We start from the raw sequence: 24383 nt of genomic DNA, 5'->3' as shown, positions 1-24383 counted from the left end.
GCTGGGTGGTGTGGATCGGCGGCCTGGCGCTCGCGCTCGGCGGCTTCTTCATGGTGCGCTATTCGATCGAGGCCGGCCTTGTCGGCCCCGGCGTGCGGGTATTCCTGGGCGGACTGTTTGCGGCCGCGCTGCTGGGTGCCGGCGAATGGACGCGGCGCAAGGAGAGCATCTCGAGCATTGCAGCGCTGCCGATCGCCAACATCCCCGCGATCCTCACCGCGGCTGGAACGGCGGTGGCGTTCGCGACCGTCTATGCGGCCTATGCGCTCTATGGCTTCCTCGTGCCGGCCACCGCTTTCGTGCTGCTCGGCATCGTGGCGATGGCCACGCTCGCGGCAGCTTTGCTGCACGGGCCGGCGCTCGCGGGCCTCGGCATCGTCGGCGCCTTCGCAACGCCGGTGCTGGTCTCCAGCGGCAACCCGGACTATTGGGCGCTGTACATCTATCTTGCCATCGTCACCGCCGCGAGCTTTGGCCTCGCCCGCATCAGGCTATGGCGCTGGCTCGCGGTGACGACGATCGTCTTCGCCGTGCTCTGGATTTTCCCGGGCCTCGATACCGGTGACCTGCACGTCGCGCCGCATGCGTTCCACGTGATGTCAGGCTTCGTGCTCGCTGCATTGCTCGTGGTCTGCGGCTTCATGTTCGGCCCTGATATCGAAGGCGGCCAGATCGAGCCGGTCTCCTCGAGCGCGCTCGGTGCCTATCTGTTCGGCGCGATGTTGATCGTGTTGTCGAGCGCGCATGCTGACCTCGCGCTAATCGCCTACACATTGCTCGTTGCGGCCACGCTGTTCGTCGCCTGGCGCGCAGAGGCTGCCGTCGGCGCGCTGGGCGCGGCGGCGGCAACGGTGTTCATCGTGTTCGCCGAATGGGCGGTACGCGCCAATCCCGACATGCTGGTGCTGCCGGGCGGCCCCATGCCAGGCATCACGCCGAACGCGATCGACAGCGCGGTGACGCAGCATCTGGCGATGGCCGCGATCTTCGCCGCCGGCTTCGGCATCGCCGGCTTCTTCGCCCAGGGTCGCTCGCATTCGGCGATCATTCCCGTGGTGTGGTCGGCAGCAGGTGTCGCGACGCCAATCGCGATCCTCATCGCGCTCTACGCCCGCATCGCCCATCTCGACCGCTCGATCCCGTTCGCGATCCTCGCCGTGCTGCTGGCAGCTGCGTTCGGCGCTGCGACCGAAACGCTGACCCGCCGCGAGACCCGGCCGGGACTTGCGATCTCGACGGCGCTGTTCGCGACCGGCACGCTCGGCGCGCTGGCCCTGGCGCTGACCTTCGCGCTGGAGAAGGGCTGGCTCACCATCGCGCTGGCGTTGATGTCGCTCGGCACCGCCTGGATTGCGCTGCAGCGGCCGATCCCGTTCCTGCGCTGGCTCGCCGCGATCTTCGCCGGCATCGTCACCGCGCGCATCCTCTATGATCCGCGCATCGTTGGCGATGCCGTCGGCACCACGCCGATCTTCAACTGGCTGCTGTGGGGCTATGGCCTGCCGGCCGCCTCGTTCTGGGCGGCGAGCCGGTTCCTGCGCCGCAGGGGCGACGATGCGCCGCTGCGCATGGTGGAAGCGGCCGCGATCCTGTTCACCGCGCTGCTCGCTTTCATGGAGGTCCGCCACTTCGCGACCGGCGGCGACATGATCGCATCGCCCTCGCTGCTGGAGGCCGCTCTTCAGGTCTGCGTGGCGCTGGCGATGGCGATCGGACTGGAGCGGTTGCGGCTGCGCAGCCACTCTATCGTGCACAATGTCGGCGCCATCGTGCTGACGGCGATCGCCGGCTGCATCAGCGTGTTGGGCCTGCTGTTCCTCGAGAATCCGCTGCTGTGGCACATTGATGTCGGCGGCGCCGTGTTCAACCTGCTGCTGCTCGGTTACGCCCTGCCCGCGGTGCTGATGCTGCTGCTCGCCTACGCGGTCGTCGGCGCGCGGGGCAAGGTCTATGCGAACACGATCGCGGGGGCCACGCTGGTGTTTGCGCTTGTCTATCTGACGCTGGAGATCCGCCGCTTCTATCACGGCCCGTTCCTCACCAGCGGCGAGACCACGGGAGCCGAGCAATACACCTATTCGATCGGCTGGCTCGCCTTCGGCGTGGTGCTGCTCGGCATCGGCATTCTCGCCAACTCCGAGCGGGCGCGGCTGGCGTCCGCCGCCGTCATCGCGCTGACGATCCTGAAGGCCTTCGTCATCGACATGTCGACGCTGACAGGCGTCTATCGTGCGCTGTCGTTCATGGGCCTCGGCATCGTGCTGGTCGCGATCGGCTGGCTCTACCAGCGCATCCTGTTCCGGCGACAGGCAATGCCACCGCCGGCCCCGCAGACAAGCTCATAACGGAGGTCGAGTGTTCACCTTTCCCCGGCGGGGAGAGGTGAAGGCAACTTCGACCTGCTATTTAGGCCGCGCGGACCGACTCCAGGAACTGCGCGACCTCGACCCTGAGACGTGTGCTGTCTGTCGCCAGCGACTTCGCCGCCGACAGAACTTCGGCTGAGGCGGAGCCGGTCTCGATCCCCCGCGCTGCACATCTGTGATATTCGAGGAGACCTCCTGGGTGCCAACCGAGGCCTGCTGGACGTTGCGCGAGATCTCCTGCGTCGCCGCGCCCTGCTCCTCGATCGCGGCGGCAATCGCCGCCGACACTTCCGACAGCCGCTCGATGGTGCCGCCAATTTCCTGGATGGCGCTGACGGATTCCTGCGTTGCGGCCTGGATACCTGCGACCTGCGCCCCGATCTCGCCGGTCGCCTTCGCGGTTTGCTCGGCCAGCGCCTTCACCTCGGAGGCGACGACGGCAAAACCGCGGCCGGCTTCGCCGGCGCGCGCCGCCTCGATGGTGGCGTTCAGCGCCAGCAGATTGGTCTGGCCCGCGATGGTGTTGATCAGCTCGACCACGTCGCCGATGCGGGCGGCCGCCTGCGACAGCTCGTTGACGCGCTCGTTGGTCCGCGACGCCTGCTCGACGGCCTCCGCCGCCATCCGCGCTGAGTCCTGCACGCGGCGGCTGATCTCGGTGATGGAGGACGACAGCTCCTCGGAAGCGGATGCCACAGCCTGCACGTTGGTGGATGCTTCTTCGGAGGCCGCGGCGACGACGGTCGCCAGCTCCTGGCCGCGCTGGGCGGTGTTGGTCAGCGTCGAAGCGGAGGCTTCGAGCTCGGTCGACGCCGACGACACGGTCCCAACGACCTCGCCGATCATGGCTTCGAACTTGCGGGTGATGGCGTCGACGCGGCGGCCACGCTCGATCTTGGCCTCGGCGTCGACCCTCGCGGCCTCGTCCGCTGCGCGCTTGGCGATCAGCGCCTCCTTGAAGATCTGCAGCGCATCCGCCATCGATCCGATCTCGGTCTTCTCGCCGCGGTGCGGCACCTCGGCCGAGAGGTCGCCCTCACCGAGCGACTGCATCGGCTTGATGATCGAGGCAATGCCGCGCGACACGTCGCGCACGAGATAATAGGCCGCACCGATCGCGATCGCCACCGAGGCGATGATGATGCCGACCAGCAAGCGGAAGATGGTGGCGTAGCTGTCGGCCGCCTGCTTCGTTTCCAGCTCGGCGCCGTGATTGTTCAGCTCAATGCCTTTCTGGAGCAGCGGATCTGCCGCCTGGGCCATCTTCGCGACCTTGGTCTGCAACATCTCGTTGGCCTCTGTCGGGAATTTGCCTGGGCTCTTGCGCGACAGCGCCATCACGTCCTGCACGCCGTTCAGATACTCGCCCCACGCCGTGGTCCATTGCCCGTAAATGGCGCGCTCTTCGGCCGACGTGATCAGCGGCTCATAGGTCTTCCGGGTCTTCTCGATACGCTCACGAAGCGAAGCGAGACGCTTCTCAGCCGCTTCCTTGCCTTCTGCGCTATCCTGCATCAGGTGCAGACGCAGCGCGACGCGCAACTCGTTGATGTCGGCGCGCATCGAACCCAGCGCACGGACGCTCGGCAGCCAGCTCTCTGCGATCTCGACGGTATGGGAGTTGATGTTCTGCATCGTGCCGATCGCTACGACGCCGACGCCGGCAAGCGACAGCACGAGGACCGACAGAACGGCCAGAAGCTTGAAGACGATTGACAATTTCGACATCATGACAAATCCCGATGAGACCTGAACCCATACGTCATCTGCGCCACAACCGTCACGGCGGACGGCAGGACGGAGTCATTCCATCAATGCTGGCTGGTTCCTACCCGGCAAGATTGCGCACATAGTTGCAAGCAGCCGTTAACAGAGGCCTACGTGGAACTACGGATGTGACAATGTGGCCGTTATTTCTTCTACAACCATTTGTTGCAACAACGCGAACATCCCGTCGGGCTACTTAATCCGCTGCGGGCCGATGCAACCCTGGATGCAAACGACCGCAGCGACCGCTATGTCGTTGATCGAGAGGGCCGCGCCGACCTTGTTCAGGCCGCGCGAACGGTCCCTAAGAACTTGCCGACCTCGAGCTTGAGGCGATCGCTGTCACCCGACAGCATCTGCGCCGCCGACAGCACCTGCGCGGAGGCCGATCCGGTCTCGCTCGCGCCGCGCTGCACCTGAGTGATGTTCGCCGATACCTGATGGGTGCCTTCAGCCGCCTTCTGCACGTTGCGGGAAATCTCCTGCGTCGCGGCGCCCTGCTCCTCGACGGCGGCCGCGATGGTCGAGGAGATATCCGACAATTTCTCGATCGTGTCGCTGATGCCCTTGATGGCGCCGACCGAATGCTCGGTCGCGGTCTGGATGCCGGCGATCTGCTGGCCGATCTCGCCGGTCGCCTTCGCGGTCTGCTCGGCCAGCGCCTTCACCTCGGACGCGACCACCGCAAAGCCGCGGCCGGCTTCGCCGGCACGCGCGGCCTCGATCGTCGCATTGAGCGCCAGGAGGTTGGTCTGGCCCGCGATGGTATTGATCAGCTCAACCACGTCGCCGATGCGCGTTGCGGCCTGGGACAACTCACCAACGCGGTCTGTCGTGGTACGGGCCTGGCTGACCGCCTCGCTCGCCACCCGCGCCGATTCCTGCACCTGGCGGCTGATCTCGGTGATCGAGGACGACAGCTCCTCGGTCGCGGAAGCCACCGATTGCACGTTGGTGGAAGCCTCTTCGGAGGCGGCGGCGACCATTGTGGCGAGCCCTTGGCCGCGCTCGGCAGTCGAGGTCAGCGTCGAGGCCGAAGCCTCAAGCTCGGTCGCGGCCGACGATACGGTCTCGACGATCTCACCGATCGCGGATTCGAAGCCGTCCGCGAGCTTGCGCATCTCGGCTTTGCGCTGGGCAGCGGCGGCGTGGTCTTGCCTGATCTTGGCCTCGGCGGCTTCGCTGGCTTTCTGCGCCGACACGATCTTGAATTTCTCGACAGCCGCTGCGACGCCGCCGACCTCGTCCTTGCGGCCGAGGCCCGGCAGCACCACCGAGAAATCTCCCTCCGCGAGCCTCTCCATCGCGATCGTGAGCGCGCGGATCGGCCGGGCGATGGAGAGGAAGGACATCAGCCAGGAGCCGATCAGGATCATCATGGCGATTGCGCCGATGACCATCCCAGTCCGCTCGCTCGATTTCATTTGCGCTGTGGCTGCGGCACTCTCCGCCTCGGACTTGTGCCTTGCATAGTCGGCGATCTGCTCGATTAGCGCATCGATCTTGCCGGCAATGGGCAGGGTAACGTCGCGGGCGAAGCGAACCGCCTCTTCGTTGAGCTTGGTGGCGCGGGCCGCTCCGTCTGAGCCGCTCGACACTGCAGCAAGGGCTTCGCTGCGCATCCCCGCGATCTGCTGGGCTCCCTTGGCGTAGTCCGCCGCAAGGGATCTCAGTTGCTCCATCCTGGCGCGGTTCTCGGCGGAATGAGACAATCCCAGCATCGTCTCGATGCGCGAATTCATCGCCCTCTGTTGGTCGGCCAAGGCCTGTGTGGCCTTCTGCAGATCGGCCACGCTACTGGCCAGGCGAATGTCTCGGGCCGCGAGTTGCATCCCGCGAACTGCGACCTCGGTCGTGACCGCGCCGCGCGCTATCTCCTGCTGTGTGAGCACGCTCTCGTTGGCGTCGCGTACGCTCGCGTTACCCAGGAGCTGACTTCCAATCATCGAAACAACCAGGACGATGGCAAGTGCCGATGCGATCGCCAGCTTGGTCCCGATCCGCAAATTTCGAACGAGGCTCAACATGGGCAGGTTTCCCGACAGGAAAAGTGTGGTCGAGTCTTTGCCGGCCACTCTTGGCGTTGATCGCCTTTGCCTAAAATATGAGCGCCTGTCGTTCCGATTTGGTTAACAGCAACCTCCGGGGAAGTACTGGAATTCGATCAAAAAGGCCGACAAAACAAGCGCGTAAAGCGTGCTTATCACGTTAATCACACGCTGGTCGGAGTTGTGGCGTCTAAGGCTCCTTCCGAAGAGAGATGCACACAGAGGGCGCGCTGGCGCTTTCCGGATTTGCAGGTGCTGCTTTCGTCAACGCCTGTCCGCACTCTTATCGCTGCAGCAGACGGCCTCGCTGACCAGGCTGACGCGAAAGACCTGCTTCTTGTTCTCGTCGAGCAGCTCCATGCTCCACTTCGCGTTCGGCATCAGATTGCGGGCGATGCTGCCGAGCAGATTGGCGCACACTTCGGTCATCTCGGTCCAGGCCGCGGCATCATCCTCGAACTCGTACGGCTGATCAGCCGCACCGGAATAGCGGCCAGAGCTGATGCGAAAGAAATACAGCGACATTGATGAACTCTTGCGTAGGGCCGCCTCCCGGCCGTTCCGCAGGCTGGGGCGACAGTCGCTACCAAGGCATAAAGACCGCGGGCCGTATGATTACGGCGCCACGGCTTCGCCGTGTTATGCTTTCGTCAAGGGCAGGTAAATTGAGCGCAGGCTGCGCCCGACATCACTCGGTCGAGCGGCGCAGCTCCAGCGGACCTTCGTTCTTCGATTCCGCCTTCGGCTCGGACTTCGCTTCCGACTTCACAGGTTCGATCCGGCTGCTCTCGATCCGCGGCGTCTCGACGCGCGCGGCGACTTCGGTGCTCGGAGCATTGATCGAACCGGTCTGCTCGGGCGCCCGCAGCGAGCGGGGACGCGCAACCGCGCGCGCCATCAGCATCTGGTTGCCGCCCTGGTGATGGAAGTCGCAATAGGCGAAGCCCATGCCGGAGACCGAGCCGCGGAAGCTGCGATCGTCGGTCTTTTCCAGGTTGAAGCAAGGCTCGAACGGAATGCCCTTGATCGAGGCGCAGACGTTCTGGCCGCGGATCTGGAGCGTGTTGCCCGGCAGGCGAAGATGGCGCACCGGGCCCGAGCCCGAGAACTGCACCGCGCCGGCGGCGCCGAGGTCGTCGAGGATCCGGCCTGCACCGCGGGTGCCGTCGAAACAGGTGAAGGCGAAGACCTTGCCGGCGACGAAGCGACGCGCCTCGTCGGCATTCATACTCCCGGCCAAGGCGATGGCCGGCGCAAACGTCACGACTGCCGTGACAGCCCCCAACACAATACGCGCAAGCATGCTCTACTCCGAACCGACCCCGCAGCGGGCGATGCCTTTATCTCTTTACCCGCTGCTTACCATACTAACCATGGCGACATTGAAGCAGCTTGGTTGGTAAAGTCTGAACGCCGTTAGACAATTTTTACCACGATGCGGCCGCGGACCTGACCGGCCAGGATTTTCGCGCCCCATTCCAGAACTTCGTCGAGTGTAATTTCCGTAGTGATTTCAGAGAGTTTTGTCCGATCGAGGTCGGAGGCGAGGCGCTGCCAGGCGGCTTTCCGCGGCTCAATCGGGCACATCACGGAATCGATGCCGAGAAGGCACACCCCGCGCAAAATGAAGGGTGCAACAGAAGCCGGCAGGTCCATGCCGGCTGCAAGACCGCAGGCGGCGATGGCACCACCATACTTGGTCATCGACAACAGGTTCGCCAGCGTGGTCGAACCGACGCTATCGACGCCGCCCGCCCAGCGCTCCTTGGCCAGGGGCTTTGCCGGGCCCGACAATTCATTGCGGTCGATCACCTCGGCTGCGCCGAGGCTCTTCAGGTAATCGGCCTCGGAGGCGCGGCCGGTCGAGGCGATGACGTGGTAGCCCAGCCGGGACAGCACGGCGATGGCGACCGAGCCGACGCCGCCTGCCGCGCCGGTCACGACCACAGGGCCGCTCTTCGGCGACAGGCCGTGCTTCTCCAGCGCCAGCACCGAGAGCATCGCGGTGAAGCCGGCGGTGCCGATCGCCATGGCATCGCGCGCCGACAGGCCCTGCGGCAGGGCGACCAGCCAGTCACCTTTCACGCGTGCCTTCTCGGCATAGGCGCCGAGATGGGTCTCGCCCATGCCCCAGCCGGTGCAAACGACCTTGTCGCCCGCTTTCCATTGCGGATGGGAAGAGGACTCGACCGTGCCGGCGAAATCGATACCGGCGATCATCGGGAAGCGGCGCACCACCGGTGCCTTGCCTGTCAGCGCGAGGCCGTCCTTGTAGTTCAGCGTCGAGTATTCGACGCGGACGGTGACGTCGCCCTCCATCAGCTCGGCTTCGTCGAACTGCGTTAGCTGCGCGGTGGTGCCCTTGTCCGCCTTGTCGATCCGGATCGCCTTGAATGTGGCCACGGCTTGAACTCCCTGACTTGTTTGACCGGGATGTTTAGCCGATCAGGCAGGCTGCGCAACCGCTCGTGCGACCGGCTGCTCCACGATCGGGAGATTGATCAGCGCCGAGAGCACGCCGAACAGGATCGAGAGCCACCAGATCGGCGTGTAGGACCCGAATTTCTCGAACACGATGCCGCCTAACCAGACGCCGAGGAAACCGCCGACCTGGTGGCTGACGAAGGCAAAGCCATAGAGCGTGGCCAGCCAGCGCGTGCCGAACATCAGCGCCACCAGCGCCGAGGTCGGCGGCACCGTCGACAGCCAGGTGAGGCCGGAGATTGCACCGAATGCGATCGCCGAGAACGGCGTGATCGGGAACGAGATGAAGGCAAGCGTCGCGAGCGCGCGGGTGAAATAGATGGCCGAGAGGATGTAGCGCTTGGGCAGCGAGTTCTGCAGATAGCCGACGCTGAGCGAGCCCATGATGTTGAACAGGCCGATCGCCGCAATCACCCAGCCGCCGGTTTGCGTCGAAACGCCGCGATCGACCAGGAACGCCGGCAGATGCACGGTGATGAAGGCAAGCTGGAAGCCGCAGGTGAAGAAGCCGAGCACCAGCAGCACATAGGAGCGATGGCCGAAAGCTTCGGCGAGCGCGCGGGTGATGGTCTGCTCATCCGCAGGCGCCGAGCTGGCCGTGGTTGCGACCGGCGGCGTCGAGATCGCCAGCGACAGCGGGATGATCAGCAGCATCAGGAAGCCGAACACGGTGAGCGCCTGCTGCCAGCCGAAATTGTCGATCAGCGCCACGCCAACAGGCGCGAACAGGAACTGCCCGAGCGAGCCCGCCGCGGTGCCGGCGCCGAGCGCCAGGCCGCGCTTTTCAGCCGGCAAGAGTTTCGTGAACGCCGACAGCACCAGATTGAAGGAGCAGCCGGCGAGGCCGAAGCCGACCATCACGCCCGCGCCGATGTTGAGCGACATCGGCGTCGACGAATAGCGCATCAGCAGGAGACCACCGGCATAGAGCAGCGCGCCCACACACATCACGCGGAACAGGCCGAAGCGATCGGCGACCGCGCCGGCGAACGGCTGGCCCAATCCCCACAACAGATTCTGCACGGCGATCGCAAGGCCGAACACGTCGCGGCCCCAGGCGAATTCGTGGCTCATCGGCTGCACAAAGAAGCCCAGCGCCGAGCGTGGGCCGAAGCCGAGCATGCCGATCGCACAGCCGCAGAGGATGATGGCGGCCGGGGTGCGCCAGTGAGAGGAACGAGAGGGAGCGAGTTCGCCCGCTTGTGTCGACATGGTTGTTCCCTCATTCGGCGTTGGCGATCCGCTAAATCGGCGACCGCATGTCCGCCGTTTAATGCAGATGCATGAAAATCGAAAGTCAGAAATGGTTGCGTTCCACGGAGGGCTTTTGCGGGAGCATTGCGTTTCGTCGAGACCTCCTCCGGCGCCGCACAGGACCGACTTGACGGGAATGTGTGCGGCGGGGCCTAGCGGTCCGCCGCAGACCATGTTATGTTTGATTTACTCAGATTGAGTATATGTGATTGACGGAATCCCACCGGCCCCTCGGCCGGATTTCTCAGAGCTCATATATACTCATGTTGAGCATAATTGAGACGCATGGGAGGCCTCGATGCCGATTGCTGAAATTTACGGTCCAGATGATTTCGCCAACCGGCCACAGGGCCAAGCGACCTTCACGCCATCAGCGCCGGCACGATCCGAGCCAACGCTGCCGCGGCCGTCGCTGGAATGGACCAGCGAGGTCGAACGCGCCACCGCGCCAATCTACCAGCGCGTCAAGCATGTGATTCCGCCGATCGAGTGGCCGCTGATGGCGCCGACGATCCACGCGATCAACCAGCTCAAGCGCGAACGCAACGCGGTGATCCTCGCGCACAACTATCAAGCGCCGGAGATCTTTCACGGCGTCGCCGACATCGGCGGCGATTCGCTGCAGCTCGCCGTCGAGGCCACCAAGGTGAAGGCCGACGTCATCGTCCAGTGCGGCGTGCACTTCATGGCGGAGACGTCGAAGCTGCTCAATCCGGACAAGACAGTGCTGATCCCTGACGCACGCGCCGGGTGCTCGCTGGCTGCCAGCATCACCGGGGCCGACGTGCGCCTGCTCCGCGAAAAATTTCCCGGCGTGCCTGTCGTTGCCTATGTCAACACGTCAGCGGAGGTGAAGGCCGAGGTCGACATCTGCTGCACCTCGTCGAACGCGGTGCAGGTGGTCGAGAGCCTGAACGCACCGAGCGTGATCTTCCTGCCCGACCGCTATCTCGCAACTTACGTCGCCTCGAAGACGGATGTGAAGATCATCGCCTGGAAGGGCGCATGCGAGGTGCATGAGCGCTTCACCGGCGAGGAACTGCGCGCCTTCCGCGACGCCGATCCCTCCGTGCAGATCATCGCGCATCCCGAATGTCCGCCGGATGTGTTGGCAGAAGCCGACTTCACCGGCTCGACCGCGCACATGATCAATTGGGTGCGCGAGCGACGGCCGAAGCGCCTCGTGATGATCACGGAATGCTCGATGGCCGACAATGTCCGCGCCGAGCTGCCTGACGTGGAGATGCTGCGTCCCTGCAATCTCTGCCCGCACATGAAGCGTATCACGCTGTCCAACATCCTGGAGAGCCTGCTGACGCTTGGCGAGGAAGTGACGATCGATCCGGCGCTTGCCGTACGCGCAAGGCGCGCGGTCGAGCGGATGATCAATCTGAGGAATTGAGCACGAGTCGCGGCAACACACACGGGGGCGTCCCGCCCCCCGCGCGCAATTGCGCGCCAGGCCGGGACGACAGCTGAGAACTTGGAGAAAGTTATGACACACAACATCCTCAACCTCACCCGCTCCACCGACGACGTCGTCATCGTCGGCGGTGGCCTCGCCGGATTGTTCTGCGCGTTAAAACTCGCGCCCCGGCCGGTGACGCTGATCTCGGCGGCGCCGCTTGGACAAGGGGCATCGTCCGCATGGGCGCAAGGCGGCATCGCAGCTGCCGTCGCGGGCGGCGATACTCCCGAAGCGCATGCTGCGGATACGGTCGCGGTCGGCGGCGGCATCGTCGATGAAACGGTCGCGCTCGGCATCGCGCGCGAGGCCGGCTTGCGGATCCACGATCTGCTCGCCTATGGCGTGCCGTTCGACCGCGATCTCGAAGGCCGGCTTGCGGTGGGACGCGAGGCCGCGCATTCGGCGCGGCGGATCGTGCACGTGCGCGGCGACGGCGCGGGTGCAGCGATCATCGCGGCACTGAGCGAAGCCGTGCACCGCACGCCGTCGATCCGCCTGATCGAAGGTTTTGTCGCCGAAGCGCTGCTCACCGAGGATGGCGCCGTCACCGGCCTTCAATTGCGCGAGGCCGGCAACTTTGCGGCAAGGCCCGTGATGATGTCCTCGCGCGCGGTCGTTCTCGCGACCGGCGGCATCGGCCATCTCTATGCCGTCACCACCAATCCGGCCGAGGCCAATGGATCGGGCCTTGCGATCGCGGCGCGCGCCGGCGCCGTGATCGCAGATCCGGAATTCGTGCAATTCCACCCGACGGCGATCATGGTTGGCCGGGACCCGGCACCGCTCGCGACCGAGGCTCTGCGCGGCGAAGGCGCGACCTTGATCAACAGCGAGGGCGATCGCTTCATGCTCGCGCAGCATCCCCTCGCCGAACTCGCGCCGCGCGACATCGTGGCCCGCGGCGTGTTTGCCGAGATCGCGGCGGGACGCGGCGCCTTCCTCGATGCGCGGCAAGCGCTGGGTCCCCGCTTCGCCGACAAATTCCCGACGGTGCATGCAAGCTGCATCGCCGCCGGCATCGATCCGGCAACGCAAATCATCCCGATCGCGCCGGCCGTGCACTATCACATGGGCGGCGTCGCGGTCGATGCACGCGGCCGTAGCTCGATCGACGGGCTCTGGGCCGGCGGCGAAGTCTCGTCCACCGGCATGCATGGCGCCAACCGGCTTGCGTCGAATTCGCTGCTGGAGGCCGTGGTCTATGCCGCGCGCATCGCCGACGACATCGCCGGCCGGGCGATCCCCTCACCTGCCCGCCTCCCCGAAGCACTGGTGACGCCACGCGGCGGCGCGCCGGATGCAAGCGCCGTGAAGCGGTTGCGCGCGATGATGACCACGCATGTCGGCGTGATCCGCGAAGGCGACGGGCTGGCAGAAGCTGTCCGCAGTTTTGCCGGGCTCGAGCGCTCGGCAACAAGCATCGCAGTCCGCCACATGGCGACAGCGGCCCTGCTCGTGGCGTCCGCGGCCTGGAGCCGGCGCGAGAGTCGCGGCGCGCATTTCCGCTCCGACCATCCCGAGGAGGCGCCCGCGCTGGCGCAGAGAACGATGATGACACTCGCCCAAGCGCATGAGGTCGCGGACGGGCTGAGTGCGCAATCAACGCCGCGCATCGCGCAATCCATGATCGCCTGACGGAGTTTGTCATGATCACCCCAACCTCCCTGCTCCATCCCGACGCCTTCCTGTCTCCGCTTGCCATCGATGACGCCGTGCATCGCGCACTCGACGAGGATCTCGGCCGCGCCGGCGACATCACTTCGTTCGCGACGATCCCGGAAGCGACCAAGGCGCAGGCCGTGCTGGTTGCACGCCAGTCCGGTGTCATCGCCGGCCTGCCGCTGGCGCTGGCGACGCTGCAAAAGCTCTCGACCGACATTGAGGTCCGCGCGCATATCCGCGACGCCGCGCGCGTCGGGCGCGGGCAGCAGGTGTTGACGATCTCCGGCCCGGCGCGCGCGGTTCTCACCGCGGAACGGACTGCACTGAACTTCGTCGGCCGCCTGTCCGGCGTCGCGACGCTCACGGCCGACTACGTCGCGCGCGCCGAGGGCACGAAAATGCGCATCTGCTGCACGCGAAAGACCACGCCCGGATTGCGGGCGCTGGAGAAATACGCGGTGCGTTGCGGCGGCGGCTTCAACCACCGTTACGGCCTGGACGATGCCATCCTGATCAAGGACAACCACATCGCGGTTGCCGGCGGCATCCGGCCGGTGCTGGAACGCGCTCGTGCGCGTGCCGGCCATCTCGTCAAGATCGAGATCGAGGTGGATACGCTCGCACAGCTGCGCGACGTGCTCGCCACTGATCTGGCCGATGCGGTGCTGCTCGACAACATGGACATCGCGACGCTGCGCGAGGCTGTGCGAATGACGGAAGGCCGGCTGGAGCTGGAAGCCTCGGGCGGTGTCACGCTGGACTCGATTGCGGCGATCGCGGCGACCGGTGTCGATTACGCCTCGTCAGGCGCCCTGACGCATTCGGCGCCGAATTTCGACTGCGCGCTGGATATCGAGATGTGAGGACGGCACACCCAAAGCTTCCGCAACGTCATGGCCGGGCTTGTCCCGGCCNACGAAGAACGTGGATGCCCGGGCCTTCGCCGCGCCGAAGCGGCTACGGCCGCGCAGGCGGGACAGGCCCAGGGCGTGACGACCGTTTCTGACGATAACTACCTTCGCTCCGTCACGCCCATCTCGGCGGAGCTCTTGGCCGCCTGCGCGAGCTCGGCCGAGAGCGCGGCGGTCTGCGCCGGCGTGCCCCAGCTCGGCTCCTCAGCTCCATCGCCCCAATTGCGCGGCCGATAGAAAGTGTGCACGCCGGTCTTGTACATCTTCTTCATCTCGGCGACCCAGGACGGACGCACCCAATAGGCGTGGTAATGCGTCGATTTGCCCACTTCAGGCAGCCAGATCTGGCCGTCGAGCATGGCCCTCGAAATCTTCTTGGCGCGCTCCCACATCTCGGGCTCGCGGATCACATCGGGATTGTTGTCGCAGGCAAAGGTGAACTGGCAGGCGAAGTGGCGGTACTTGTTCTGATAGACCACGCCGCACACCGTATCGGGATATTTGCCCGAGAATACGCGGTTCATCACCACTTGCGCGACCGCGATCTGGCCGCGCACGGCCTCCCCGCGGGATTCGAAATAAACGGCTTCGGCGAGGCACTTCTCCGACTTGGCGCGTGATTTCTCGTCGAGCGCCAGCCGCTCGGCCGGAGATTTGGCGCGCTGGTTGTCGGCGTTGACCTCACCCTTCGGCGCGATGCTCTCGCCGCTCTCGGTGATGCTGGGGGCGTCCTCGTTCGGCGGCGACAGCGAGGCCAGCTTCATGTCGGGGTCGGGCATCACGATCAGCGGCTCGGCGCCCGGCTGCCAGCTCTCGATGCTCTCGAGGTTGCCGCCCAACGAGGAGCTGCCGAAGAACAGGTTCGAGGTTTTGACGCTGAAGGGATCGCGCGGCGGGGCTGCTGATGTCGCCTGCTTCAAGGTGTTGAGCGGCTGCGCCGCGAAGGACAGCGCGTTGTCATCGGCCTTCGGCGGATTTGTATATTGAGCCAACGGCGGCGCACGCATCGCCTCCTGAAGCTCGGGATCGAGCGCGGCCGCTGACTCCGGCGACATCGCCTGCGACTGCACGGCGCGCAGCTCGGCGGTCTTGGCACCGAACACGGAGCTGTTCGAGGTCGCGGGATCCTGCTGCGCGGGCGTCACGGCCGGAGCAGCCGGCTGAGGTACTGGCGCAGGTGTCACGATGGCGAGACGATCGCCTTTCAGCGCGCGATCGACCTTGGGAAAGTCGGAGGCCTGGTAACGCGCCGGCGCCTGCAGCACCGGATTGCGCGAAATGGAACCGGTGACATCGCGGCCGTCGAGGCTGGCGAGACGAACCATCGCGCTCTGCGGCGCCGACGTGCCGATCGGGGGCGAGAAACTGTAAGTGGCAAGCTGAATGGACGAGGCCGCAGAGAACACCTGCTTCTGCCAGCGCTCGGCGACGCCGGGCTGACGCGCCAGCAGCGAGCCTATGTCCTGATATCCGATCTCTCTCGGCATCAATGCGAAGATGCAGAGACCGAGTCCGAAGGATGCGAACCGCGCACCCTTCGGATGGTTACGCAACACTGACATCGATACGCTCACGCTACGCTTACGTCCGTCCTGATCGAACTCAGTACATCCGTGCAATTCGATCCTTATCGTAAGTATCTAATTTAGGTTGCCGGGGCGTTAATCCGCGTTGCGCGCGAAACACACGCAAGCGATGTCGGGTGTTTTCACGGGGCGATGCGATGTGCTGGTAAACACCGCGTCGCGAGAAGCGGTAAACAATCGGTCAACGCGAATGGTGAAGGAACTCTTGCGCACGCGTATCATTACGGGACGCGCCTGGTTCCTCCTCCGCTGTCATTGCGAGCGCAGCGAAGCAATCCAGACTGTCTCCGCGGAAAGATTCTGGGTTGCTTCGTCGCAAGGGCTCCTCGCAATGACGAGTCGAGAGGGCGTCGCCCCAAATGAAAAGAGGCGGAGCAAGCTCCGCCTCTTTCGCATCATCACGGTATGTTGCTTCGCCTTACGCCTGGCTCGCAATCGCCTTGCCGAGCGCGGCCTGGGCCGCCGCGAGCCGCGCGATCGGCACGCGATACGGCGAGCAGGACACGTAGTCGAGACCGACATTGTGGCAGAAGGCGACGGAGGCGGGATCGCCGCCGTGCTCGCCGCAGATGCCCACCTTGAGCTTCGCCCGCGTCTTGCGGCCGCGCGTGACGCCGATCTTGACGAGCTCGCCGACGCCTTGCTGGTCGAGCGAGATGAAGGGATCGATCGAAAGGATGCCCTTGGCGACGTAGGGACCGAGGAAGCTCGCCGCGTCGTCGCGGCTGATGCCGTAGGTCGTCTGCGTCAGGTCGTTGGTGCCAAACGAGAAGAACTCGGCGCTTTCGGCGATCTCTTCCGCGAGCAGACAGGCGCGCGGCAGCTCGATCATGGTGCCGACCTGATAGGCGATCTTGGTATTGGTCTCACGCATGACCGACTTCGCGGTGGCATCGATGCGGGCCTTGACCAGGTCGAGTTCGGCCTTGGTCGCGATCAGCGGCACCATCACCTCGAGGCCGACGGCCTTGCCGGTGCGCTTCTCGGCCTCGACCGCCGCCTCGAAGATCGCGCGGGCCTGCATCTCGGCGATCTCAGGATAGGCGATCGCGATGCGGCAGCCGCGGAACCCGAGCATCGGATTGAACTCCGACAGTTCGCGCGCACGGTCGGCCAGACGCCGCGGATCGGTGTTCATGGCGCGCGCCACTTCCTCGACCTCGGCATGGGTGTGCGGCAGGAATTCGTGCAGCGGCGGGTCCAGCAGACGGATCGTGACGGGCAGGCCCTTCATGATCTCGAACAGCTCAACGAAGTCGGCGCGCTGCATCGGCAACAGCTTTGCCAGCGCGGCCCGGCGCGACTGCTCGTCCTCGGAGAGGATCATCTCGCGCACGGTGCGGATGCGGGTCTCCTCGAAGAACATGTGCTCGGTGCGGCAGAGGCCGATGCCTTCGGCGCCGAACTTGATCGCGGTGCGGGCATCGTCGGGCGTGTCGCCGTTGACGCGGACGCCGATCTTGCGGACCTGGTCGGCCCAGGTCATCAGCGTGCCGAATTCGCCGGACAGTTCCGGCTCGATCATCGGCATGCGGCCGGCCAGCACCTGGCCAAGCGAGCCGTCGATGGTGATGACGTCACCGGCCTTGAAGGTGCGCGAGCCGATGCTCATGGTGCCGCGGCCGTAATCGACGCGGATGGTGCCGCAGCCGGAGACGCAGGGCTTGCCCATGCCGCGCGCGACGACCGCCGCGTGCGAGGTCATGCCGCCGCGCGTGGTCAAGATGCCTTCGGCGGCGTGCATGCCGTGGATATCTTCCGGGCTGGTCTCGATCCGGACCAGAATGACCTTGCGCCCGTCGCCCTGGAGCTTGGCCGCTTCATCCGACGAGAACACGATCTCGCCGGAGGCAGCCCCTGGCGAAGCCGGCAGGCCGGTCGCGATCACGTCGCGCTTGGCGTTCGGATCGATGGTCGGATGCAGGAGCTGGTCGAGCGAGGCGGGATCGATCCGCGTCACCGCTTCCTTCTTTGTGATCAGGCCCTCATTGGCAAGCTCGACCGCGATGCGGAGCGCAGCCTTCGCCGTGCGCTTGCCGCTGCGGGTCTGCAGCATCCACAGCTTGCCCTGCTCGACCGTGAACTCCATGTCCTGCATGTCACGGTAGTGCTTCTCGAGCAGCGTGTAGATCCGCGTCAGCTCCTTGAAGGCCTCAGGCATCGCCGCTTCCATCGACGCCTTGTCGGAACCCGACTCTTTGCGCGCTTCCTCGGTGATGTCCTGCGGCGTGCGGATGCCCGCCACCACGTCCTCGCCTTGTGCGTTGATCAGGAACTCGCCGTAGAGCTTGCTCTCGCCGGTCGAGGGATTGCGGGTGAAGGCAACGCCGGTTGCCGAGGTCTCGCCCATGTTGCCGAACACCATGGCCTGCACGTTGACCGCGGTGCCCCACGACTCCGGGATATCGTGCAGCTTGCGGTAGGTCACCGCGCGCGCATTCATCCAGGACGAAAACACCGCGCCGACCGCGCCCCAGAGCTGGTCATGCGGATCCTGCGGAAAGTCCTTGCCGGTCTCGCGCGCGACCGCGTCCTTGTACTTGCCGACCAGCTCGACCCAGTCTTCGGCGGTGAGGTCGGTGTCGAGCGTATAGCCCTGGCTGTCCTTGAAGGTGTCGAGGATTTCCTCGAAGTGATGATGCTCGAAGCCGAGCACCACGTCGGAATACATGGTGATGAAGCGGCGATAGCTGTCGTAGGCGAAGCGACGGTCGCCGGAGAGCTCCGCCAGCGCTTCGACCGTCTGGTCGTTGAGGCCGAGATTGAGCACGGTGTCCATCATGCCCGGCATCGAGGCGCGCGCGCCTGAACGTACGGAGACCAGCAGCGGGTTCTTGGTGTCGCCGAACACCTTGCCGGTCAACTTGCCGACATGGTCGAGCGCCTTCTCGACCTGCGACTGCAACTCCTTCGGATAGGTTTTGCCGTGGGCGTAGAAATAGGTGCAGACCGAGGTCGGGATGGTGAAGCCCGGAGGCACCGGCAGGCCGAGATTGGCCATCTCGGCGAGGTTGGCGCCCTTGCCACCGAGCAGGTCGCGCATCTCCGTCCGGCCCTCTGCCTTGCCGTCGCCGAAGGTGAAGACCCATTTGTTGGCCGGGATCTTTGCCGGCGCGCTTTTGGCCGCCTTGGCCGCAGCCTTTGCGGCCGGCTTGGCCGCGGCCTTGGCGGCAACCTTGGCGACCGGCTTCGGGGCGCTCTTCACAGAACTCTTGGGCAGCGCCTTGCGGGCCGCCGGCGCGGCTTTCGCCTTGACGGAAGGCTTTGATTTCGCTGGCAGTTTCTTAGGCTTCGAGGCGGCTTTGGCCATAGCTTGCACACAACCTTCGAGAGGAATGGGAAATCGCGCGCCTTACACCACTTTGAGCAGGCCCGCGCAAGTCGAAGAGTTCCGGAAAATGAAGGCCTAGAGATGGAGCCACTTCAGCAAACCGAGCCCGATCGCACCATTGAGGATGAGAAAAATCGCCACGATGAAGTTGAGCAGGCGCGGCATGACCAGGATGAGAACGCCCGCAAGCAGCGACAGGAGCGGCGAGATGTGGGCGACGGTGAGGTGCATGAATTATCTTTCCCAAGGGGTGAGGCGAATCGCGGCGGATCATAGCGGACCCGGTTTCGCCCGTAGAGACGCGGAGGGGTCGATACGGGTTCCCGGCTTCGCAAAAACTGCCCGAAATTGCCGCGGATGCGGCAGGCTTTTTCCGGAACATCGCGCGCGGCGCAGCATTGGCAAGCGGTCGCGTCATTGGCGCGGGCTGAAGTCAATTCGAAGGAGTTGCCCATGCGAAACAGGATTCTCGCTCTCGCAGTGCTTGGCGCCGCGCTCAGCGCGCCCATCGCGGCGCAGGCGCAAACCGGAATCACAGTGGGACGCGCACCCGTGGTGGTTGAGGAAACCCCGACGATTGCGGTCGAGCAACGGCCGGCGTTCCGTGACTATGTCATCGAGCAACGTGTGCCGGCCTTCCATATTCCCGATCGCGTCGTGGTCGGTGCCACCTTACCCGAAACCGGCATCACTTATTATGACGTGCCGCAACGTTTCGGCGCGACGACCTATCGCTACACTGTCGTGAACGGCGAGACGGTGCTGGTCGAGCCGCGCTCGCGGCGCATCGTCGAGGTGATGGACTAGGACGGCTGTTCAACTAGATGTCCGGCGCGCCGCATCAACGGCGCTGGCGCGAGCAGTGTAATCGGACATCAGGCCCCGCCCGGTCTTCCCCCCGCCGGGCGGGGCATTTTTCTGTCAAAGCACAGTCGTTCGGGGGCGGTGCGCAGCACCGAGCCCGGAACCTCGAGATTCCGGGTTCGCGCTACGCGCGCCCCGGAATGACGGGTGATGTTCGTCGCACGATAGCACTTCAATCCTGGATCTTCGAGAAATCCGCCACCGCGCGCGTGGCGCTGCGGATCTCGTTCAGCAGTTTTAGCCGGTTCTCGCGGACCTTCGGATCGTCGTCGTTGACGCGCACCTTGTCGAAGAACGCATCGACCGGCGGACGAAGCTTCGCCATCGCGCGCATCGCGGCGGCAAAGTCCTCCTTGGCGACGGCGGCACTTGCTTCCGTCGTCACCTCGCCGATCGCCTTCGCCAGCGCCTTCTCCTCTGCGAGGCTGTAGAGCGCAGCATCCGGCGCGCCGTGGAAGGTGCGCTTGTCCTTCTTCTCCTCGATCGAAAGGATGTTGCTGGCGCGCTTGGTGCCGGCGAGCAGGTTCTTGCCGTCGTCGGTGTCGAGGAATTTGCCGAGCGCATCGACGCGGCGAACGATTATCAAGAGATCATCCTGGCCGCCGAGCGCGAACACGGCGTCGACAAGATCGTGACGCGCGCCCTGCTCACGGAGCTGGACCTTCAGGCGATCGGCGAAGAAGGCGAGCAGATCGCTCGGGAGCTTCTCCGCATCGGCGGGCTTCACCGACAAGCCCGCGAGCGCGGACGCTGCCACCTTCAGCAGCGACAGGCGCAGCGCGTTCTCGGCGATCAACCTGATAACACCCAGCGCCGCTCTCCGCAGCGCATAGGGGTCCTTCGATCCCGTCGGCTTCTCATCGATCGCCCAGAAGCCGACCAGCGTATCGAGCTTGTCAGCGAGCGCGACTGCGATACTGACCGGATCCGTCGGCACGCGATCGGCCGGGCCTTGTGGCTTGTAGTGCTCCTCGCAGGCCGCCGCGACCGAGTCATCCTCGCCCTGCGCCAGCGCATAATACTTGCCCATCAGGCCCTGCACCTCGGGGAATTCGCCGACGACTTCCGTCAGCAGATCCGCCTTCGCCAAATGCGCCGCACGCGTGGCCTTGGCAACATCGGCGCCGACCAGCGGCGCGATCTCGGCGGCGAGGCGCTCGATGCGCTTGATGCGCTCCGCCTGCGTCCCGAGCTTCTCGTGGAACACGATCTGCTCGAATTTCGGCAGACGATCCTCGAGCTTGGTCTTCAGGTCGGTCTCGTAGAAGAACTTCGCATCGCTCAGCCGCGCGCGGATCACGCGCTCGTTGCCTGATACGATGACCTTGCCGCCGTCGATGGCCTCGATATTCGCTGTGAGGATGAATTTGTTGGTCAGCCTCCCCGTCTTGGGATCCCTAACCACGAAGCATTTCTGGTTGTTGCGGATGGTGGCGCGGATCACCTCGTCGGGCGTCTTCAGGAACTCCGGCTCGAACGAGCCCATCAGCACGACCGGCCATTCGACCAGGCCCGAGACCTCGTCGAGCAGGGTCTGGTCCTCGACCAGTTCGAAGCCTTGGGCGAAGGCAAGCTGCTTGGCGTCGGTGAGGATCGCGTCCTTGCGCCTGTCGGGGTCGAGCACGACCTTCGCATCGAGGAGCTTGGCTTCGTAGTCCTCGAAGCGGCGAACGGAGATAGCCGACGGCGCGAGGAAGCGATGGCCATAGGTGGTCTGGCCGGCCTCGATGCCGTCGATGGAAAACTTCACGACGTCGGGCTCCTCGGTCTCCAGGCCAAAGGTCGCGGTGATCGCGTGCAGCGGACGCACCCAGCTCAGCGAGCCTGGCTTGGCCGAGCGCGCGCCCCAGCGCATCGATTTTGGCCAGGGGAAGGTTCTGATGATGACGGGCAGGATTTCCGCGAGCACGTCGATGGCGTCGCGGCCGGGCTTCTCGATCAATCCGATGTAGAAATCGCCCTTGGGGTCGCGCTGGATCTTGGCCTCATCCAGCGACTTCAGGCCGGTCGCCTTCAAAAAGCCCTGCACGGCCGCATCGGGCGCGCCGACTTTCGGGCCGCGGCGCTCGGTCTTCAGGTCAGGCTGGCGCGCCGGGATGCCGTGCACGGTGAGCGCAAGCCGGCGCGGCGTCGCGAAAGCTTTCGCGCCCTCGTAGACCAGGCCTTCGGCGACGAGCTTGTCGGTGACCAGACGCCGCAGGTCGTCGGCCGCCTTGGGCTGCATGCGCGCGGGGATCTCTTCCGAGAACAGTTCAAGCAAAAGATCGGGCATCAGGCCGCTCCACCGGCTTCGGTGTGCACCCAGGCTTCGCCGCAGGCTTTCGCCAGCTCGCGCACCCGGAAGATGTAGCTCTGTCGCTCCGTCACCGAAATCACACCGCGCGCGTCGAGCAGGTTGAAGACATGGCTCGCCTTGATGCACTGGTCATAGGCCGGCAGCGCCATCAGATGCGCCTCGCGCTTGCCGTCTTTCCAGCCAGCCTCGAGGTATTTCCTGCAGGCCGCTTCGGCCATCTTGAACTGCTCGAACAGCATCGCGGTGTCGGCATGTTCGAAATTGTGCCGCGAATATTCCTGCTCGGCCTGGAAGAACACATCGCGATAGCTGACCTTCTCGGCGCCTTCGCGGCCATTGAAGTTCAGGTCCATGATGCTGTCGACGCCCTGCAGATAACAGGCGAGGCGTTCGAGGCCGTAGGTCAGCTCGCCCGCGACCGGCGCGCATTCGACGCCCGCGACCTGCTGGAAATAGGTGAACTGGCTGACTTCCATGCCGTCGCACCAGCATTCCCAACCCAGGCCCCAGGCGCCCAGCGTCGGGCTCTCCCAATCGTCCTCGACGAAACGGATGTCGTGGATGGCGGAATCGATGCCGATGGCGGCGAGCGACTTCAGGTACAGCTCCTGAAGGTTCGGGGGCGACGGCTTGAGGATCACCTGGAACTGGTAATAGTGCTGGAGCCGGTTCGGGTTCTCGCCGTAACGGCCATCCTTGGGCCGGCGCGAGGGCTGCACATAGGCGGCATTCCACGGCCGGGGCCCGAGCGCGCGCAGGGTCGTCCCGGGATGGAAGGTGCCGGCGCCGACTTCCATGTCGTAGGGCTGCAGGATCACGCAGCCGTAATCCGCCCAATAGCGCTGCAGGGCCAGGATCAGGCCCTGGAACGAGCGGTCCGGGCGCATATGGGCGGGCAATGAGGCGTCCATCGTCAGATCAGGCTCTCGCGGGGGGTTTTGAATCGCGCGGGACCGTATCGACGGCAGGGATGGGAATCAAGGCAAAGGGAGGCGGAAATGGCCGTCCTTCCGGGGCGCCCGCAGGGCGAGCCCGGAATCCATTGCGCCGTTCGCTCCGCGGTTCGATAGATTCCGGGTTCTCGCTTCGCGAGCCCCGGAATGACGGTGGGTGTGGAAGGAGCGGTTATCCCGGCCGATACGCTCCCGTCACGGGGTCGCGCTTCAGTGTCTGGATATTCCCCATCTGGGCGGCTTCAGTGACGCGCGACAGGCGCATCTCCTCCAGCTCTTCGTTGATCCTGAGTGCGGTCTTGTAGGCCCAGCGGACCACGGCAAGCCCACCCAGGACGCCCGCGAATGCGACGAACGGCGGCATCGGTCGATCCTTGTGTCGTGCTCAGCCCCCACACGCATTCTCGCGCAGTCCGGGCTGCGCCGCAATTGGCTCAGCACGGACCAAATGGCGCGGGGGAGCCGGACCTAGAACCCGAATTTCGCCCAAATCGCCCGCGTCTCGACCGCCGAGATCAGCTCGTCCGGCAGCCCGGCCATTGATTCCATGGCCGAAAGCTGGCCCGCGCCGGGCGATTTCCGCCCCAACAGGCCGGACAGAAGTCCGGTCGGCTGCGCGATCACGGGGGTGAGAACCTTCTCGCCATAGCGGGCACGAAGAGTTGAGCGGATATCGCCGATGCCGTCAGCGAGCCCGAGCGCGATCGACGTCTCGCCGGCCCAGTACTCACCGGTGAACAGGGTGTCGTCCGCGCCCTTGAGTCTGGTACCACGGCTCTCCTTCACCAGTGCGATGAAGATCTGGTGGATCTCGCGCTGGAGTGCCTTCAGCTTGGCGACGTCATCAGGGTTTTCGGGGAGAAATGGATCGAGCATCGCCTTGTGGGCGCCGGCCGTATAGAGACGCCGCTCGATGCCGAGCCGTTTGATCGCCTCCTGAAAACCAAAGCTGCCGCCGACCACGCCGATCGATCCCAGGATCGAGGACGGATCACAGAAGATCTCGTCGCCGGCGCAGGCGATCATGTAGCCGCCGGACGCCGCGACGTCCTCGACGAACACCAGCACCGGCAGTTTCTTCTCCGCCGCGAGCTGCTTGATGCGCAGATAGATCTGGCGCGACTGCACCGGCGAGCCGCCGGGCGAATTGATCACCAGCGCGACCGCCTTGGCGTTCCGGTATGAAAACGCCCGCTCCAGCACCCGGGCGACGCCCGCCAGTGTCATGCCCGGACGCAGCGGCGTCACCGCGCCGATGACACCTGACAGCCGCACCACCGGCACGACCGCAGCACCGGGGCGGAAGCGCGCCGGCAGATATTGCAAGAGCTTGTCGGCCAGGCCGGAATTCTCGGGATCGTTCAATTGTTCGGCCATGCCGTCACCTCTGGTT

General features: G+C 65.1%; 17 protein-coding genes and 1 pseudogene. 5 read left to right on the top strand and 13 right to left on the bottom strand.

Going from position 1 to position 24383, the window contains the following annotated elements:
- On the top strand, positions 1–2345 hold a 2345-nt coding region (locus tag AOQ71_RS35470; RefSeq protein WP_083514742.1), incomplete at its 5' end, for a DUF2339 domain-containing protein.
- A gap of 61 nt (positions 2346–2406) precedes the next feature.
- Here AOQ71_RS35470 and AOQ71_RS35465 read toward each other — a convergent pair.
- The 6 genes and pseudogenes from AOQ71_RS35465 to AOQ71_RS35440 form a co-directional block, all read right to left on the bottom strand.
- Positions 2407–4094, bottom strand: a pseudogene (locus AOQ71_RS35465) (methyl-accepting chemotaxis protein).
- Between the two features lie 323 nt (positions 4095–4417).
- A complete protein-coding gene (locus tag AOQ71_RS35460) occupies positions 4418–6160 on the bottom strand; it encodes a methyl-accepting chemotaxis protein (protein ID WP_057757271.1) in 1743 nt (580 codons plus the stop codon).
- Between the two features lie 285 nt (positions 6161–6445).
- Positions 6446–6706: a DUF6894 family protein gene (locus tag AOQ71_RS35455; protein WP_057757201.1), complete on the bottom strand. Its 261-nt coding sequence runs from the start codon at positions 6704–6706 to the stop codon at positions 6446–6448.
- Positions 6707–6869: 163 nt separating this feature from the next.
- Positions 6870–7484, bottom strand: a complete 615-nt coding sequence (locus tag AOQ71_RS35450; protein ID WP_057757199.1) for a hypothetical protein — start codon at positions 7482–7484, stop codon at positions 6870–6872.
- A gap of 113 nt (positions 7485–7597) precedes the next feature.
- Entirely contained in the window at positions 7598–8584 is a 987-nt protein-coding gene (gene acuI, locus AOQ71_RS35445) for an acrylyl-CoA reductase (NADPH) (RefSeq protein WP_057757197.1), read from the bottom strand.
- A 42-nt stretch (positions 8585–8626) separates the two neighbouring features.
- Positions 8627–9877 (bottom strand): MFS transporter, encoded by a 1251-nt coding sequence (locus AOQ71_RS35440; RefSeq protein WP_057757195.1) that lies wholly within the window; start codon positions 9875–9877, stop codon positions 8627–8629.
- Positions 9878–10217: 340 nt separating this feature from the next.
- Here AOQ71_RS35440 and nadA point away from each other — a divergent pair, with 340 nt between their 5' ends.
- The 3 genes from nadA to nadC all read left to right on the top strand — a co-directional run bounded on the left by nadA (position 10218) and on the right by nadC (position 13912).
- Positions 10218–11321 carry a quinolinate synthase NadA gene (nadA, locus tag AOQ71_RS35435; protein WP_057757193.1) on the top strand — a complete coding sequence of 368 codons (1104 nt, stop codon included), beginning with the start codon at positions 10218–10220 and terminating at the stop codon, positions 11319–11321.
- A 93-nt stretch (positions 11322–11414) separates the two neighbouring features.
- Entirely contained in the window at positions 11415–13022 is a 1608-nt protein-coding gene (locus tag AOQ71_RS35430) for an L-aspartate oxidase (protein ID WP_057757191.1), read from the top strand.
- A gap of 11 nt (positions 13023–13033) precedes the next feature.
- Positions 13034–13912, top strand: coding sequence for a carboxylating nicotinate-nucleotide diphosphorylase (gene nadC, locus AOQ71_RS35425; RefSeq protein ID WP_057757189.1), 879 nt, complete (start codon positions 13034–13036; stop codon positions 13910–13912).
- Between the two features lie 149 nt (positions 13913–14061).
- Here nadC and AOQ71_RS35420 read toward each other — a convergent pair whose 3' ends face one another.
- From AOQ71_RS35420 to AOQ71_RS44285, 3 genes are all read right to left on the bottom strand, one after another.
- Positions 14062–15522, bottom strand: a complete 1461-nt coding sequence (locus AOQ71_RS35420; protein ID WP_057757187.1) for a cell wall hydrolase — start codon at positions 15520–15522, stop codon at positions 14062–14064.
- 442 nt (positions 15523–15964) lie between these two features.
- The gene (gene ppdK, locus AOQ71_RS35415; RefSeq protein ID WP_057757184.1) at positions 15965–18856 is read right to left on the bottom strand and encodes a pyruvate, phosphate dikinase; all 2892 of its coding nucleotides are present in this window, start codon (positions 18854–18856) and stop codon (positions 15965–15967) included.
- 96 nt (positions 18857–18952) lie between these two features.
- Positions 18953–19108: a DUF3096 domain-containing protein gene (locus tag AOQ71_RS44285; RefSeq protein WP_083514732.1), complete on the bottom strand. Its 156-nt coding sequence runs from the start codon at positions 19106–19108 to the stop codon at positions 18953–18955.
- Between the two features lie 222 nt (positions 19109–19330).
- Between AOQ71_RS44285 and AOQ71_RS35410 the strand changes: the two genes are divergently transcribed.
- A complete protein-coding gene (locus tag AOQ71_RS35410) occupies positions 19331–19684 on the top strand; it encodes a DUF1236 domain-containing protein (RefSeq protein WP_057757270.1) in 354 nt (117 codons plus the stop codon).
- Positions 19685–19913: 229 nt separating this feature from the next.
- On the opposite strand, the gene glyS is transcribed toward AOQ71_RS35410, so the two are convergent.
- From glyS to AOQ71_RS35390, 4 genes are all read right to left on the bottom strand, one after another.
- The gene (gene glyS / locus AOQ71_RS35405; RefSeq protein ID WP_057757182.1) at positions 19914–22013 is read right to left on the bottom strand and encodes a glycine--tRNA ligase subunit beta; all 2100 of its coding nucleotides are present in this window, start codon (positions 22011–22013) and stop codon (positions 19914–19916) included.
- Positions 22013–22948 (bottom strand): glycine--tRNA ligase subunit alpha, encoded by a 936-nt coding sequence (locus AOQ71_RS35400; RefSeq protein ID WP_057757180.1) that lies wholly within the window; start codon positions 22946–22948, stop codon positions 22013–22015. Before AOQ71_RS35400 ends, glyS begins: the two co-directional genes overlap by 1 nt.
- A gap of 214 nt (positions 22949–23162) precedes the next feature.
- Positions 23163–23354 carry a hypothetical protein gene (locus AOQ71_RS35395; protein WP_057757179.1) on the bottom strand — a complete coding sequence of 64 codons (192 nt, stop codon included), beginning with the start codon at positions 23352–23354 and terminating at the stop codon, positions 23163–23165.
- A 104-nt stretch (positions 23355–23458) separates the two neighbouring features.
- Positions 23459–24367, bottom strand: coding sequence for a S49 family peptidase (locus tag AOQ71_RS35390; RefSeq protein ID WP_057757177.1), 909 nt, complete (start codon positions 24365–24367; stop codon positions 23459–23461).
- Positions 24368–24383: the final 16 nt, after the last annotated feature.

It is taken from the genome of Bradyrhizobium manausense (assembly GCF_001440035.1).
Lineage (GTDB): Bacteria > Pseudomonadota > Alphaproteobacteria > Rhizobiales > Xanthobacteraceae > Bradyrhizobium > Bradyrhizobium manausense.
Note: the sequence above shows the minus strand (reverse complement) of the source record. Positions and strands in the feature narration are given on the sequence as shown.

Excerpts from the sequence above, each read along its gene's own strand:
- AOQ71_RS44285 (WP_083514732.1), bottom strand. The coding sequence starts at position 19,108 with ATGCACCTCACCGTCGCCCACATCTCGCCGCTCCTGTCGCTGCTTGCG.
- AOQ71_RS35410 (WP_057757270.1), top strand. The coding sequence starts at position 19,331 with ATGCGAAACAGGATTCTCGCTCTCGCAGTGCTTGGCGCCGCGCTCAGC.
- AOQ71_RS35460 (WP_057757271.1), bottom strand. The coding sequence starts at position 6,160 with ATGTTGAGCCTCGTTCGAAATTTGCGGATCGGGACCAAGCTGGCGATC.
- AOQ71_RS35430 (WP_057757191.1), top strand. The coding sequence starts at position 11,415 with ATGACACACAACATCCTCAACCTCACCCGCTCCACCGACGACGTCGTC.
- AOQ71_RS35450 (WP_057757199.1), bottom strand. The coding sequence starts at position 7,484 with ATGCTTGCGCGTATTGTGTTGGGGGCTGTCACGGCAGTCGTGACGTTT.
- nadC (WP_057757189.1), top strand. The coding sequence starts at position 13,034 with ATGATCACCCCAACCTCCCTGCTCCATCCCGACGCCTTCCTGTCTCCG.
- glyS (WP_057757182.1), bottom strand. The coding sequence starts at position 22,013 with ATGCCCGATCTTTTGCTTGAACTGTTCTCGGAAGAGATCCCCGCGCGC.
- ppdK (WP_057757184.1), bottom strand. The coding sequence starts at position 18,856 with ATGGCCAAAGCCGCCTCGAAGCCTAAGAAACTGCCAGCGAAATCAAAG.
- AOQ71_RS35420 (WP_057757187.1), bottom strand. The coding sequence starts at position 15,522 with ATGTCAGTGTTGCGTAACCATCCGAAGGGTGCGCGGTTCGCATCCTTC.
- AOQ71_RS35390 (WP_057757177.1), bottom strand. The coding sequence starts at position 24,367 with ATGGCCGAACAATTGAACGATCCCGAGAATTCCGGCCTGGCCGACAAG.
- AOQ71_RS35400 (WP_057757180.1), bottom strand. The coding sequence starts at position 22,948 with ATGGACGCCTCATTGCCCGCCCATATGCGCCCGGACCGCTCGTTCCAG.
- AOQ71_RS35440 (WP_057757195.1), bottom strand. The coding sequence starts at position 9,877 with ATGTCGACACAAGCGGGCGAACTCGCTCCCTCTCGTTCCTCTCACTGG.
- AOQ71_RS35395 (WP_057757179.1), bottom strand. The coding sequence starts at position 23,354 with ATGCCGCCGTTCGTCGCATTCGCGGGCGTCCTGGGTGGGCTTGCCGTG.
- nadA (WP_057757193.1), top strand. The coding sequence starts at position 10,218 with ATGCCGATTGCTGAAATTTACGGTCCAGATGATTTCGCCAACCGGCCA.
- AOQ71_RS35455 (WP_057757201.1), bottom strand. The coding sequence starts at position 6,706 with ATGTCGCTGTATTTCTTTCGCATCAGCTCTGGCCGCTATTCCGGTGCG.